16 protein-coding genes are annotated in these 13,548 nt (G+C 60.6%); 7 read left to right on the forward strand and 9 right to left on the reverse strand.

What is annotated here, in order from left to right:
• Nucleotides 1-3 precede the first annotated feature (3 nt).
• Entirely contained in the window at nucleotides 4-1,194 is a 1,191-nt protein-coding gene (locus tag DMY87_RS17975; RefSeq protein WP_110793035.1) for a cystathionine beta-lyase, read from the reverse strand.
• A 360-nt stretch (nucleotides 1,195-1,554) separates the two neighbouring features.
• On the opposite strand from DMY87_RS17975, the gene DMY87_RS17980 reads away from it, so the two are divergent.
• From DMY87_RS17980 to DMY87_RS17995, 4 genes are all read left to right on the forward strand, one after another.
• The gene (locus DMY87_RS17980) at nucleotides 1,555-2,583 is read left to right on the forward strand and encodes an amino acid ABC transporter substrate-binding protein (RefSeq protein ID WP_110793036.1); all 1,029 of its coding nucleotides are present in this window, start codon (nucleotides 1,555-1,557) and stop codon (nucleotides 2,581-2,583) included.
• A gap of 114 nt (nucleotides 2,584-2,697) precedes the next feature.
• Complete coding sequence (locus tag DMY87_RS17985) at nucleotides 2,698-3,891, forward strand: amino acid ABC transporter permease (RefSeq protein ID WP_110793037.1); 1,194 nt, start codon at nucleotides 2,698-2,700, stop codon at nucleotides 3,889-3,891.
• Between the two features lies 1 nt (nucleotide 3,892).
• Nucleotides 3,893-5,047 (forward strand): amino acid ABC transporter permease, encoded by a 1,155-nt coding sequence (locus tag DMY87_RS17990; RefSeq protein WP_110793038.1) that lies wholly within the window; start codon nucleotides 3,893-3,895, stop codon nucleotides 5,045-5,047.
• Between the two features lie 17 nt (nucleotides 5,048-5,064).
• Nucleotides 5,065-5,838, forward strand: a complete 774-nt coding sequence (locus tag DMY87_RS17995) for an amino acid ABC transporter ATP-binding protein (protein ID WP_110793039.1) — start codon at nucleotides 5,065-5,067, stop codon at nucleotides 5,836-5,838.
• An 86-nt stretch (nucleotides 5,839-5,924) separates the two neighbouring features.
• Here DMY87_RS17995 and DMY87_RS18000 read toward each other — a convergent pair whose 3' ends face one another.
• Together DMY87_RS18000 and DMY87_RS18005 are read right to left on the reverse strand one after the other, a co-directional pair.
• The gene (locus DMY87_RS18000) at nucleotides 5,925-6,653 is read right to left on the reverse strand and encodes a thermonuclease family protein (protein WP_110793040.1); all 729 of its coding nucleotides are present in this window, start codon (nucleotides 6,651-6,653) and stop codon (nucleotides 5,925-5,927) included.
• 158 nt (nucleotides 6,654-6,811) lie between these two features.
• Nucleotides 6,812-7,069, reverse strand: coding sequence for a hypothetical protein (locus tag DMY87_RS18005; RefSeq protein ID WP_133253031.1), 258 nt, complete (start codon nucleotides 7,067-7,069; stop codon nucleotides 6,812-6,814).
• A gap of 316 nt (nucleotides 7,070-7,385) precedes the next feature.
• On the opposite strand from DMY87_RS18005, the gene DMY87_RS18010 reads away from it, so the two are divergent.
• From DMY87_RS18010 to DMY87_RS18020, 3 genes are all read left to right on the forward strand, one after another.
• Nucleotides 7,386-8,138, forward strand: a complete 753-nt coding sequence (locus DMY87_RS18010; RefSeq protein WP_133253032.1) for a hypothetical protein — start codon at nucleotides 7,386-7,388, stop codon at nucleotides 8,136-8,138.
• 493 nt (nucleotides 8,139-8,631) lie between these two features.
• Entirely contained in the window at nucleotides 8,632-9,252 is a 621-nt protein-coding gene (locus DMY87_RS18015; RefSeq protein ID WP_133253033.1) for a hypothetical protein, read from the forward strand.
• 282 nt (nucleotides 9,253-9,534) lie between these two features.
• On the forward strand, nucleotides 9,535-9,816 hold the full coding sequence (locus DMY87_RS18020) for a hypothetical protein (RefSeq protein ID WP_110793044.1): 282 nt from the start codon (nucleotides 9,535-9,537) through the stop codon (nucleotides 9,814-9,816).
• Here DMY87_RS18020 and DMY87_RS18025 read toward each other — a convergent pair.
• The 6 genes from DMY87_RS18025 to DMY87_RS18050 all read right to left on the reverse strand — a co-directional run bounded on the left by DMY87_RS18025 (nucleotide 9,806) and on the right by DMY87_RS18050 (nucleotide 13,522).
• Entirely contained in the window at nucleotides 9,806-10,033 is a 228-nt protein-coding gene (locus DMY87_RS18025; RefSeq protein WP_110793045.1) for a hypothetical protein, read from the reverse strand. The genes DMY87_RS18020 and DMY87_RS18025 overlap by 11 nt on opposite strands.
• Nucleotides 10,033-10,383 carry a hypothetical protein gene (locus DMY87_RS18030; RefSeq protein ID WP_110793046.1) on the reverse strand — a complete coding sequence of 117 codons (351 nt, stop codon included), beginning with the start codon at nucleotides 10,381-10,383 and terminating at the stop codon, nucleotides 10,033-10,035. Before DMY87_RS18030 ends, DMY87_RS18025 begins: the two co-directional genes overlap by 1 nt.
• Before the next feature lie 211 nt (nucleotides 10,384-10,594).
• On the reverse strand, nucleotides 10,595-11,044 hold the full coding sequence (locus DMY87_RS18035; RefSeq protein WP_110793047.1) for a hypothetical protein: 450 nt from the start codon (nucleotides 11,042-11,044) through the stop codon (nucleotides 10,595-10,597).
• The gene (locus DMY87_RS18040) at nucleotides 11,044-11,367 is read right to left on the reverse strand and encodes a hypothetical protein (RefSeq protein ID WP_110793048.1); all 324 of its coding nucleotides are present in this window, start codon (nucleotides 11,365-11,367) and stop codon (nucleotides 11,044-11,046) included. The genes DMY87_RS18035 and DMY87_RS18040 overlap by 1 nt, the downstream gene beginning before the upstream one ends.
• Complete coding sequence (locus DMY87_RS24235; protein ID WP_165826324.1) at nucleotides 11,364-12,956, reverse strand: hypothetical protein; 1,593 nt, start codon at nucleotides 12,954-12,956, stop codon at nucleotides 11,364-11,366. The genes DMY87_RS18040 and DMY87_RS24235 overlap by 4 nt, the downstream gene beginning before the upstream one ends.
• Nucleotides 12,957-12,970: 14 nt before the next feature.
• On the reverse strand, nucleotides 12,971-13,522 hold the full coding sequence (locus DMY87_RS18050) for a carbohydrate-binding protein (protein ID WP_110793049.1): 552 nt from the start codon (nucleotides 13,520-13,522) through the stop codon (nucleotides 12,971-12,973).
• Nucleotides 13,523-13,548 lie beyond the last annotated feature (26 nt).

Raw genomic sequence — 13,548 nt, forward strand, 5'->3', positions numbered from 1 at the left:
CAATCAGAGGCTGGCGGCGGCCGCAAAGCCGCGCTCCAGATCCACAAAGATGTCCTCGACATCTTCCAGACCGATCTGCAGGCGGATGACGGCACCGTCCTGCGGACCTTTGCGAATTTTGCGATCACTCAGATTGACGAACACAGCAAGGCTCTCGTAGCCACCCCAGGACCAGCCTAGGCCGAAGAGTTGGAGGGCATCGAGGAAGGCATGGGCCTTCGGCTTGATCTTCTCGGGCGTGTCTGCCGACAGCACGAAGGAGAAGACGCCCGAGGCTCCCTTGAAGTCGCGTTTCCACATCTCGTGGCCGGGGAAACTCGGCAAGGCCGGATGCAGGACGCGGGAAACGCCAGGACGGCCCTCCAACCATTCCGCAACCTTGAGCGCAGAGCGGAAATGGTGATCGAGGCGCAGGTTCATCGTGCGCAGGCCGCGCAGGATCTGGTAGGAATCATCCGGCGCCCCGCAAATGCCCATGGTGCTATGGGCCTCATGCAGTTTCGGCCAGCATTTCGCATTCGCGGAAACCGTACCCATGAGAATGTCGGAATGGCCGGAGGGATACTTGGTTGCGGCATGAATGGAGACGTCGACGCCGAAATCCAGCGGCTTGAAATAAAGCGGTGTCGCCCAGGTATTGTCCATGGTCACCACGCAGTCGAAGCGATGCACAACATCGGCAATGGCGCGGATATCCTGCATTTCGAACGTGTTTGAACCGGGCGCTTCGGTATGCACCAGACGCGTGTTGGGTCGCATCAGCCGCGCGATGTCAGCGCCGATCTCGGGATCGTAATATTCGATCTCGACCCCCAAACGGGTCAGCATGGTGTCGCAGAAGTGTCGGCAGGGCGAATAGACCGAATCGACGATCAGCGCGTGGTCTCCCGCCGAGAGGAATGTCAGGAAGGGAACGCTGATGGCGGCCAGCCCGGACGGGACGAGAACGGTCCCCGCCGAGCCTTCCAATTCGTCGATGGCAGCACACAAGGCATCCGTGGTCGGTGTACCATGCGTGCCGTAGGTGTAGCGCTGGGTCCGCGTTTCCATCGCCCTTGCGTTGGGGAAAAGAACCGTCGAGGCATGCACGACAGGTGGATTGACGAAGCCATGATACTCGTTCGGATCATAGCCGGTATGGCAGAGCTTCGTATTGGTCCCGGCCGTTTCCAGCCATTCTTTGTTTTTGCTCATTGCGAGGAATTCCCTGGTGCTAGACTTCCCGTTCTTGCCGCTCCCCATCCGGCAGGTCAAGTCGCATCCTATGACCTGCTCCAAGCGTCTCGCCATGCACTCAGCGCAAAGGAAAGGGCACCGATAGGCGTCATTTTCAGCACTAATGCGCCCACATTCAGCATTTCTGCCCATTTCTTCGGCGATTTTGGCAAAATCTTCCCCCTTGAGCCATAAATCAGCTTAAAGACTTGACCCTGCAACCATTTCCGACTGTGATAGTGCTGCTTGCTCCGGGAGGCCCGCAAGCCGATGAGCGCCGCCGGGAAACCCTGGCCGGATGCCGTCGATGGCAAAAACAAGAGAATAAGGTTGGGAAAAATGAAAAAAACACTTCTGTCTGCAGCGATTGGCGTCGCTGCCGTCGGCTTCGGCGCAGTTGCAGCGCAGGCTGGAACGCTCGATGACGTCAAGGCCAAGGGCTTCGTGCAGTGCGGCGTCAACGGTTCGAACCTCGCCGGCTTCGGCGCGCAGGATTCCTCCGGCAACTGGACCGGCCTCGATGTCGACCTGTGCCGTGCCGTTGCTGCCGCCGTCTTCGGCGATGCCACCAAGGTGAAGTTCACGCCGCTGTCCGCCAAGGACCGCTTCCCGGCCCTGCAGTCGGGCGAAATCGACGTTCTGGCCCGTAACACGACCTGGAGCGCCAGCCGTGACTCGCAGCTCGGCTTCGACTTCCGCGCCGTCAATTATTATGACGGTCAGGGCTTCATGGTCACCAAGGCGCTGAACGTCAAGTCGGCCCTCGAACTGTCCGGCGCCGCCGTCTGCGTGCAGTCCGGCACCACGACCGAACTCAACCTTGCCGACTACTTCAAGGCCAACGGCATGGAATACAAGCCGGTCGTCTTCGAAAAGCAGGAAGAAGTCGACGCCGCCTATCAGTCCGGCCGTTGCGACGTCTACACCACCGACCAGTCGGGCCTGTATTCGATCCGCCTGTCGCTCGCCAACCCGGCCGACCACGTGATCCTGCCGGAAATCATCTCGAAGGAGCCGCTTGGACCGGCCGTTCGCCAGAACGATTCGAAGTGGTTCGACGTGGTGTCCTACGCCCACTACGCCATGATCACCGGTGAAGACTTCGGCATCACCCAGGCCAACCTGGACGAAATGGTGAAGTCGGAAAACCCTGATATCAAGCGCTTCCTCGGCGAGGAAAAGGACCAGACCATCGGCAAGGACCTCGGTCTCGATGAAAAGTGGGCCTACAACATCATCAAGCAGGTCGGTAACTACGGCGAATCCTTCGAGCGCAACGTCGGTCAGGGCAGCCCGCTCAAGATCGAACGTGGCCTGAATGCGCTGTGGTCCAAGGGTGGCCTGCAGTACGCTCCGCCGATCCGTTGATCCTTTGACCATCCGGGAAGGCGCATCTCGCGCCTTCCCGTCGTCACGCGCACCAAACCAATAAAAACGCCGGCCCAATAACAAAAACAGGGCTTTGGTACAGGGGACAGGTATATGGCAGTTAACGCTGCAGACCGGGGCGGAGCCGTGCGCTCCGGGACCTCGTTGCTTTACAATCCCGCCGTGCGTCAGTTCGTCTATCAGGCACTGACCGTGGTCTTCGTGATCTGGCTGTTCTGGTATGCCGGCACCAACGCCGCCGCCAACCTCGCCCGCGCGAACATGACCGCCGGCTTCGATTTCCTCGGCAGCCGCGCCGGCTTCGACATCGCACAGACACCCATCGAATATTCGAGCGATTCCACCTATCTGCGGGCGCTGATGCTGGGCCTGGTCAATACGCTGATCGTGGCCGCAACCGGCATCATCACGGCGACCATCATCGGCCTGCTCGTCGGCATTGGTCGGCTTTCGAACAACTGGCTGATCTCCCGGATTTCCACCGTCTATGTCGAAGTGTTCCGCAATATCCCGCCGCTGCTCGTCATCTTCTTCTGGTACAAGGGTGTCCTGTCCCTGCTGCCGGACGTGAAGCAGTCGCTGTCACTGCCACTCTCCGTCTTCGTCAGCAATCGCGGCATCTACATGCCTGCGCCGATTTTCGGCGAAGGCATGCTCTTCGTCTTGGCCGCCTTTGTCGTCGGCATCATCGGGGCGGTCTTCTACAGCCGCTGGGCGACCCAGCGTCAGCTCGCGACCGGGGTTCGCCCGCCTGTCCTGGCGATCAATATCGCGCTGATCGTCGGACTTCCGATCCTTGCCTTCCTCGCGATCGGCGCGCCCGTCACCTTCGACATTCCGGAACTCGGAAAGTTCAACATGCGTGGCGGCACGGTCATCGGGCCGGAATTCCTCTCGCTCTACATGGCGCTGTCCTTCTATACGGCGTCCTTCATTGCCGAAATCGTTCGCGCAGGCATCATGGGCGTTTCCAAGGGACAGTCCGAAGCAGCTGGGGCGCTTGGCTTCCGCGCTGGACTCACCACGCGTCTGGTGGTCCTGCCGCAGGCGCTTCGCATCATCATTCCGCCGCTCACATCGCAATATCTCAACCTGACGAAGAATTCGTCGCTGGCCGTTGCCATCGGCTATGCGGATCTGGTCGCCGTCGGCGGCACGATCCTCAACCAGTCGGGTCACTCGATCGAGATCATCGCGATCTGGATGCTGATCTATGTGTCGATCAGCCTTGCGACTTCGCTGTTCATGAACTGGTTCAATGCCAAGATGGCTTTGGTGGAGCGCTGAGATGAGCAAAGACGTTTCCTATCTCCGTCGCGAGTTTCTCCCCGCGCTTCCGGCGCCGACCTCTGACAAGAGTGCCGTCGGCTGGGTGCGCAAGAACCTGTTCGCCACCCCTCTCGATGGCCTGATGACGGTCGTCTTCGGCGCCATCATCATCTGGTTCGTGCTGTCGGTCTTCGACTGGCTGTTCATTTCGGCCGTGTGGTCGGGTGAAGGCCGAGCCGCCTGCGCCACCCTCGTCCAAGGTGGAACACAGCCGGATGGCTGGAGCGGTGCCTGCTGGGCCTATGTCGGCGACTGGTTCACGCAGTTCATGGTCGGGTCCTATCCGCGCGACCAACTCTGGCGGCCGATCCTGATCGCCCTGCTGTTCGTCGGCTTCCTCGTTCCGATGCTGATCCCGAAGGTCCCCTTCAAGGGCACCAACGCGATCCTTCTGCTCGTGGTCCTGCCGATCCTCGCCTACATCATCCTGCTCGGCGGTTCCTTTGGCCTCAGCCATGTCGAGACCTCGCTGTGGGGCGGGCTGATGGTGACGCTGATCCTGTCTTTCGTCGGGATCGTCGTGTCGCTGCCCTTCGGCATCATCCTGGCGCTCGGCCGTCGGTCGCGTATGCCGATCATGAAGGCGGCCTGTGTCGGCTTCATCGAACTGGTGCGCGGCGTTCCGCTGATCACCGTGCTGTTCATGGCCAGCGTGCTTCTGCCGCTCTTCCTGCCGCCCGGTGACAACATCGACAAGTTCCTGCGCGCACTCGTCGGCGTCTCGATCTTCGCCTCCGCCTACATGGCCGAAGTCATTCGTGGCGGCCTCCAGGCGATCTCGAAAGGCCAGTATGAAGGCGCGGATTCGCTGGGATTGAACTACGGGCAGAAGATGGTGTTCATCATCATGCCGCAGGCGATCAAGCTGGTCATTCCGGGCATCGTCAACACCTTTATCGGGATGTTCAAGGACACCTCGCTGGTCTCGATCATCAACATGTACGATCTTCTCGGGATCGTGAAGGCCAGTTTCGGCGATGCCCGCTGGATCACGCCCGTTACACCATTGACGGGCCTCATCTTCGCTGGTTTCGTATTCTGGATCTTCTGCTTCGGCATGTCTCGTTATTCCGCCTTCATGGAGCGGCATCTCGACACTGGCCACAAGAAATAATGACAAGGGGAACAACCATGGCAAATGCCGCTTCCGCCAAGATGGCCGTCTCTGACACCGATGTCGCCGTCGAACTGATCAACATGAACAAGTGGTACGGTGATTTTCACGTGCTGCGCGACATCAACCTGAAGGTCATGAAGGGCGAGCGCATCGTCATTGCCGGCCCGTCGGGTTCCGGCAAGTCGACGATGATCCGCTGCATCAACCGGCTGGAAGAACACCAGTCGGGCAACATCCTGGTCGACGGGATGGAACTGACCAACGATCTGAAGAAGATCGACGAAGTGCGCCGCGAAGTCGGCATGGTGTTCCAGCACTTCAACCTCTTCCCGCATCTGACGATTCTGGAGAACTGCACGCTGGCGCCGATCTGGGTGCGCAAGATGCCGAAGAAGGAAGCCGAGGAAGTGGCGATGCACTTCCTCAAGCGCGTCAAGATCCCGGAACAGGCCAACAAGTATCCGGGCCAGCTTTCAGGCGGCCAGCAGCAGCGCGTGGCGATTGCCCGGGCGCTCTGCATGAAGCCGAAGATCATGCTGTTCGACGAGCCGACCTCTGCGCTCGACCCGGAAATGGTCAAGGAAGTGCTCGACACCATGGTGGGTCTCGCGGAAGAAGGCATGACCATGCTCTGCGTCACCCATGAAATGGGCTTTGCTCGCCAGGTCGCCAACCGCGTCATCTTCATGGACCAGGGCCAGATCGTCGAACAGAATTCGCCGGCAGAATTCTTCGACAATCCGCAGCACGAGCGCACCAAGCTCTTCCTCAGCCAGATCCTGCACTGATTACTCAAGGCTTGCGCCGAATATCAGAGGGCCCGCTGCGCCAGCCGCAGCGGGCCTCTTTTTTTTGCATGATCCGTTGGATAAGCTCAAGGACACCAGGACTGGTTCGCGGCGAGCCGCGGCTTGGCCAGCCCCTCCGACACCAGGATCGAGCCCAGCGAGCGGCCGTCACGGGTGACGACACGCATCACCGACGACCCGGCCTGAAGCGGCTGTCCCTTCAACACTTCGATGTCGAACTTGCCCGCATTCAACAGGTCGCGCAGCCGAACTTTCGCGGCAAAGCCGCGGTCCCGCTCCTGCTGGCAGGCCGCCTTGTCTGTCGCGGGTGCCGAGATGTCAGCGAGAGTAATCCTGGTTTTCGAGAACCAGAAAGTGTCGCCATCGGCGACGCAATTGTCGAGGCCGGATGTGCCGCAAAAATAGAACCGGCCCTTGAAGTCTTCGCCCATGAGGGCAGTCCCCGCGCCGGCGCTCGCGCTTGCGGCGGCAGGCTTTGCATCCGGAACCGGCGCCTTTGCCTCGCCGACGGCAACGGGCGGTACCGGTGCCTTTGCCACACCGACCGGCGCTGCCGATTTTTCAGGTCGAGGTTCCGCTTTGCGCTCCGTTCGAGCAACGGACGGTCGATCGTCCTTCAAGAGAGGCGCAACCTGCTTCATCACGGTCTGGCGATTGTCATAAAGCGCGATGCCACCCGCGACGAGCGCCAAAATGACGATCCATTGCGTGACGCCCTGCCCCGCAGAGGAAGAGCGACTGGATTTACGGCGCTTGGCGGGCGCGCGGCGGGAACTGGCGGTGCGACTGGACATGGTTAACCTCTCGTGAGCGCCATCATGACGCCCAAGGGTTTCCGAAAGGTTGGCATGGGAGAAAATTCGGTGGATGGCGCAAGGGCGCGCTGTCATCCAGACGAAAAACGGCCGGGGCATTGTCCCCGACCGTCTTCAGCATTGGCTGTGCTTGGAGGTTACTCTGCCACGCACTTCTTGTCAGCATTCGTGGCGGCCGAATCGGCGCTCTTCTGGCCGGGCGGGCATTGCGGCTCGTCGCCCGCGCTGGTGTCCGCCGGGATGCTGGCGTTGCCGGTCGCGCCACTGGTGTCACCCTGCTGGCTACCGCTGTCACTGGTGCCGGAATTCGCCGAACCATCCGATGAACTCTGGGCCAGCGACACGCCGGTCAGGCTGACGGAGAGGATGGCGGCAGCGGCTAGGATCTTCATCATGTATCTCACTCCCTATGGATATCATCACGGGGAGTTAACCGATGAAAGGCGATCCGGTTCCTGATTCGCCGGGAGACGGCGACACAAAAGGCAAATGGCTGGGTAGTTGGCGATCCCTGTAGGTGACGAACGCGTGAGCGTTGTCAAGCACTTGGTCCCGATCCTTTGTCGCACCATGCTCTCCGGAAAGATTAGAGAAATTCAGGGCCTCGGTCGCACCAGCGATCAGCAGCAAATAAACCCTTACAAAAGAATCTGGTTGCGCGGCCGGCCGCCATACGTACAAGTGTGCTGAGTAACATCGGTGGCGTTTTACATGGCTTTTGGGGATATCTATTCCTGGCACGCAGAGGCAGTTTCTGTCTCGATCTTCGGGGGAGAACCGACCGGCGCAAGGTCGCTGGCGGATCTTTTTGGTGCTGCATTCGGGATGAGGTGCACGCAGCTCAACGAGAGCATGCAAGTGCACGGACGAGTTGGGCAAGCAGCCGCTCAAGACGCGGGCGTCACTAAAGTCTTAGTCGTGCAACCTGGAAGGTTCGATGTGAACATTCAGGGCGTCGAGACTATATTGGCTGCCTCCGCCGCCCCGCCGACGGTGGCAGATGTGACGCAGGCAATTGACTTGTCAGTGGCAGCCGCAAAGCGTCTCCTTCAAGTTGTGCCGGATCCAATTCGTTTGGCATTGAATGTACGGTTAGTCAGCCACGAGCGAAATCTGAGAGACGCAAACAAGAAAATACTTAGTGTACTACCAGTCAAGATCCCACTGGATAGCCAAAGCGACTTTCTCCTCCAGCTGAATAATCCGCTAAAAACAGAGGGGGTTAGCATAAACAGAATAGTGAAATGGTCAGTAGAGATAATTCAGCTTATTTCAGCGACTACGATTGGATCTGGCTTCGCGCCAACCCAGACGTTCAGCCAATTCTTTTCAGCTTTCACACACCTGGACTTCAACACGGTGGCCTCCCATATACCTATGGAAATTGCCCAAGCGACCAACTCGCTTGACGTTTTAGCCAGTGAAGTTGTAAAAGCTAGAAGAAATAGCCTAAGGTTTAAATGATGTTGCAACCTGCACAGTTCCCGATACAGCGTACGTGCAACCGTAGAGTTGCGCCATCAACATGGTCCACTGGGAAGAACCGCTGGGCTCGCACGCCGTCAACCCACTCTGTGGATATTACAACGTCCGACACACAGTCTGGTACGTATTCGCCTGGTCACACCTATGCCTATGTACAGCTTTCAGACCTCATTGAAAGTTTCCAGGACCAGAATTCTGATCTGAGAGTCGATCAGGAAGCAGCCGAAGACGCGCGAGGCTTCCTGCGCCATCTCGTTTCAATTAACGCTCGCCCGCCCAAAGCTTTCCCGTCCGGCGGCGAAGCAGTCGTTTTTGTCTGGGACAAGCCTCACGGCCGCGATTATGCGTTTTACTCCGACGACGTCATCAGTTTGACGTACATGCCCACCCACGGAGAAGAGCTGCGTTTGGACCTGGACTTACGGAATGATCCCGCGCTTACCACTTTCGCAAGCTACCTGAGAAGGTAAGCGTGGAACCAGGTGATGTAATTCCAGGCGACCAGCCGGTCGCGAGATCGATCATTTTTCCAACACATTTGCCTCAAGCGCAGCTGTCGGAAGAAGCGCTTATAAACTTTCAGAAGGTTGAGGAGGTCGACGAGCGTCTTCTTGGCGGGTGGGCTCACGTCTACGGGTTCTCGGTTACCTGTCTTGGGCTCTGTGACATGGAAACTGCACATCAACAGGGCATTGATCTTGCTGACGAACAGAATAGGTCTCGCCCTTTGCCTGAGCGTGATGATCTAGCGTTTATTGGTAATAAACGCGCCTATCTCGGGTACTACACCTTCTCTCTGTCTCACTCTACCTCCGAGGACGGGGAAGACGACGTACTAGCTTTGTTTTGGCCGGAGGGGAAATATGAGCACCACGGCAATGTTCTTCATCGAGTGAGTGGCGAGCTGCCCCGGAAAGAGCGCACCAGTCGTCGCGTCAAGATCCAAGGAAGAATCTGGCGATCGCTGCAGGGGCCGGAGCGCTATGCATACCAAGATCACCCGCACGCGGCCGCTATCGCTGAGATTCCTTTGCCGGAAATGCCCACCACTAAGGATGCGGATCCCCAACCGAAAACTCCTGATCGGCAGTAGGCGATGTCAAATTAAGTGAATTGGCTTGCCTCCCTCCGGGCCTACCAATTTTCTGAGATATCAAAGCCATTTACGCGGTGGTTAGCCATGTCTGTTCCCGTTGTTTTCCGGCGAACCGGCGAACCATTGATCTTGCATGGCGCCGAGCGGACGGTATTTTCGATGAGACCGGATCACGCGGGCGAAGAGGCGGCGCGAGATGAGATTTGAGATCATCATGATTCTAGTGCTGATCGTCCTCGCCCTGGTCGCCATGGTTGGGCGCCTCTGGGAGATGTTTTCATGATGCGCCAGATCCCACTCCCCGAAAACAAACCCACGCCGCTGAAAGAGTTCCCCTATCCCTATCTCGAAATGGTCTGCCGCAAATGCGGCCGAGCCGGCCGTTACGCGACGGTGCGCCTGATTGAGTGCCATGGGGCAGACTTCGACCTCATGGATTTGCGGATCCACTTCGAATCGACCTGCACCAAGTCCAATGACATCACGCGTCTCAACGAAGTCTGTGGCGTCTCCTTCCCCGATCTTGTCCGCTGGAAGCTGGGTCGAGAGCCTAGCATCTGAGCCGCACCTCACGGCTGCCGACGCCCCGCCGCTCGCCCGTGCGCTTGTTCTCGATCACCCACGTCACGACATAGCGCCACACACGCTTCGGCTCCAGGCACGGCGGCGTTCCCGTCGCCAGCGCCGGCCGGTGCTGCGCCTCGTCTTCATGGGTCTGCGGCAATGCGGCCAATGCCGTCGAGGCCATCAACAGGAGCAATATCGCGCTGCACATCATCACACCCGCCCCACCAGCCATTTCAGCATGCTGACGATGTTGGTCCAGCTGCCATAGACCCAGCCGGCAACAGCCAGGATGACCCAGCCGAACCGCAAGAGCTTCTGCCCCAGCCAGCCGGCGCCCTCTGCCTTCCTCTTGAAGTCCTGGTATTCGTTCAGCGTCACGGCCTGGCCGTTCACGCTGTCTTCGAGAGAGCCCAGCCGATGCGTCAACACGGCCAGATCGCGGCCCTGCTGGTTCAGCTTGTCGTGCAGGTCGCGCCCTCGTCGAGACCCCTCGCTCGCGATGGTGTCGAGACGATCGCTCATCATTTCCAGCTGCTTCATGATCAGGCCTAGACCATCCATGCATCACTCCCCCGCCATTGCCCTGATCACACCCGCCTGCGCGGTCGATTGCATCACGCAGGCGTCGAGCCGCCGGCGGTCTTCGGCCAGATGCGCCCACTGCACCTCTAGAGGCGCGTGCCGTGGTATCGCCGTCTTACCTTCCGGCACGGCCAGAAGAGCGGCCGAAACCACCGGCCTCGGTGTCTGAACCAGGGCGCCGGGCGAGTGATCAACGGGTAGCGTTCCACACGCGGTCAGGCAGATCACACACGCTGCGATCCACACCAGTCTTCTGGTCTTCATCCCGTTGCTCCCTCATCGCCGCCTCGAAAGCCGCCGCCCGCAGGCGGTCGTTCTTCCGGAAAACTTCCACCGACAGGTCAGCCGCGTTGATCTCCGCCTGCAGCGCCGCCGCAGCCTTGGCGGCCTCGTCCTCAGCCTTGGCCCGCGCCGCCTGCCACAGCTGCCGTTCGACAAAGGCGCCCGCTTCGCGCCCCTCCGCCCGCGCCTTTGTCGCCGCAACGGCGACACGCCCGGCCGTGAGATCGCCGAGAACCGGAACCGAGGCCAGATAGGGAATGCGCGCAAAGCCCGGCAGCCCCTCGTAATAGACAAGCCCGCCAAGCACGATCAGCACCGGAAGCGGCAACAGCCGCAGGAATGCGAGCATGGGCGCCATCACAGCCGCGCCTCGACGATGAGAAAGCCGGAGAAGTAGACCTCAGGTTCCCGGCCGGCAAACCCGATCGAAAGCTGATGATAATAGCGGCCCGGCTGCAGCGCTCCCGTCTCTGCCCGCGTCAGCGAGAAATCCACCGTCGCCGCAGAGGTTGATATGGTCATCCCACCCGAGTCGCGTGTAATGAGCGGAGGGCCGGCCTTGCTGGCGGCCAGCGCCCAGGCAATCTCCGCCCCGTCCAGGGCAGCCTTTGCTCCCAGGTCATCGACGACGGTGAAGCGCAGACGACATGCATAGCCTTTGTCGATTGAATTGCCGCTCATGGTCTCCGCCTTGCTATGAAGTTTAAAACCTGCGGCGCCCTCGCAGTCCGTGTCAGGACCGCAGGCCTTTGCGCCTTGCCGGAAAACTGCGGCACGCGTGGCTGAATAGCTCGACGGACAATCGCCCCCGGCGCACGCGCAAGGAAGGCGATAACCTTGACCGAGACGGCAGAGGTAAGCCCGCTAGACGAAGCCGCATCATTCTGGTCGGCAAGAACCACCGCCCCCGAAACCGGCGCCGCGCCAGACGAAGCGACATGATCCCCGTCGTCGACCAGCGCCGCCGATCCGGAAGCGGATGCCCCGCCCTGCCCGGTCGTCGCATCCTCCGCGTCGCCGAGGGCAGCCGAAGCCTGAACCGCCACACCGCCCGAAGCACCGACACCATCAACCGCATCGACAAGCTCCGCCACACCGGATGCCGGGACCAGTCCAGAAGCCGAAACACCATCGTCCGCATCAGTAATGGTGGCAGTTCCGCCCAGAGCGCCCAACGAACCAGAGGCCGAAACACCATCCTGCCCATCGAGGAACGCCGATGCACCCGCAACGGCTAAGCGGCCGACAGACGCCACCCCGTCGGTACCGTCCAGAAGAACTGCAGACCCGGCAAGGCCGGCTTGGCCGACAGCCGAAACACCGTCCTGCCCGTCGGAGAGCGTTGCTACACCCGCCGCAGCCACGCGGCCGGCCGACGTGACGCCATCAGTCCCGTCGATGAGCGCGGCGCTGCCCGCAACGCCGGATAAACCAGACGCCGAAGCGCTGTCCTGCCCATCCAGGAGCGCTGAGCCGCCGGCAACAGCTACCAGGCCAGAGGCCGAGATGCCGTCATCTGAATCGACCAGCGCCGCAGCGCCGGTCACATCAGTCCCCGTGGCGCCCGCTGTTCCCGCCGCCGTCACGCCATCCGCATCGTCGGCCAGCGCGACCGTCGCCGAACTGGAGACGACCCCGCCCGCCGAAACCGCATCGGCCTCGTCGGCCAGGGCCGCAGACCCGGTTGCGATCGCCGCCCGGATCTCGATCGAATGCGACCGCCAGCCGGACGACGTGCCCCCCACGCTGGCGGTGCGTGAGGTGAAATTGCCGGTCGGCCCGGCCAGATAGAAGGCCGCCGCCTCGTCCGTCGCGTCGGAAACGGCAGCCAGTTCCGTCAGGCCGGACGGAACGGTCGTGATCGCCACATCGGCGGAGCGGTGGCCGGCAAAACACAGGATCCAGCTTGAGCCATCCGTGCGCTGCGGCGTCAGGCTCGGATAGGTGATCGTCGTCGAAGATCCGGTCGAAAGATTGACCGCGCCGAACAGGGTGGTCAGGTCCACCCCGCGCAACACGATCAGGATGAGGCTGGTCGCGTTGGTGAAAGTCCCGACCGTCTCGCTGCCGGAGGCGGCATATTTGCCGCACACGGTCGCCGAGCAGGTATTCGCCCCGCCGCCAATGGCTTGCAAATAGTCGGCCGGTGGCGTCGGCCGCGTGGTCGAGCCATCGCGAAAGGCAAAGACAACGAAAGCATCGCCTGCCTGATGCGCGGGCGGCGTCGCCGTGTTGGTGCCGACCGCCGTGCCGACGATGCTGATGGCCATGGATCAGACGGGCCTCAGGCGTTGCCGCGCGTATAGGTGAAGCTCGTGATGGTGATCGCCTGACCTGCAGCAATGTTCGTGTTGTCGAGCACCATCTCGGTCGGGCCGACATAGGACCAGACTGCGGACCCATCCGTGATTCCCGTTCCGGTCCCGCTCGGACCACCAGACGAAGCCGACGTTCCAGCCGTGGTGCAGCGATAGACATTGCCGTTCAGACTTGCCTGCTGCCCGACGACATAGGCCTTGGAGGTCGCCCATGCTTCGGAGACGATCCCCTGCAAATGGCAGGTTGTGCCGGCCGAATCCATGATCGAGAAATAGCCCGCATAACCCGCCGCATCAGCGCTGTTGTCTGTCCATGTGCCAAGAAGCCCCTTCGCGCCCGAAGAGGCGGCCGACATCCAGTCCGATGGAGCGGTGATATTGCCGAGCATCGTGCCGCTACGCGCGGTCGCGCAGTTTGCGGGGCGAAGCCCGGTGAAGATCTGCACTTTTGGCGCAGTCCCGATTGTCGTTTCGAATGCATCGGCCTGGGCGTTGCGCACGGCGACGGATAGTTCCATGATTGAAGTCTCCTGTTTGGGAAGAT

It is taken from the genome of Peteryoungia wuzhouensis, from assembly GCF_003205195.1.
Lineage (GTDB): Bacteria > Pseudomonadota > Alphaproteobacteria > Rhizobiales > Rhizobiaceae > Allorhizobium > Allorhizobium wuzhouense.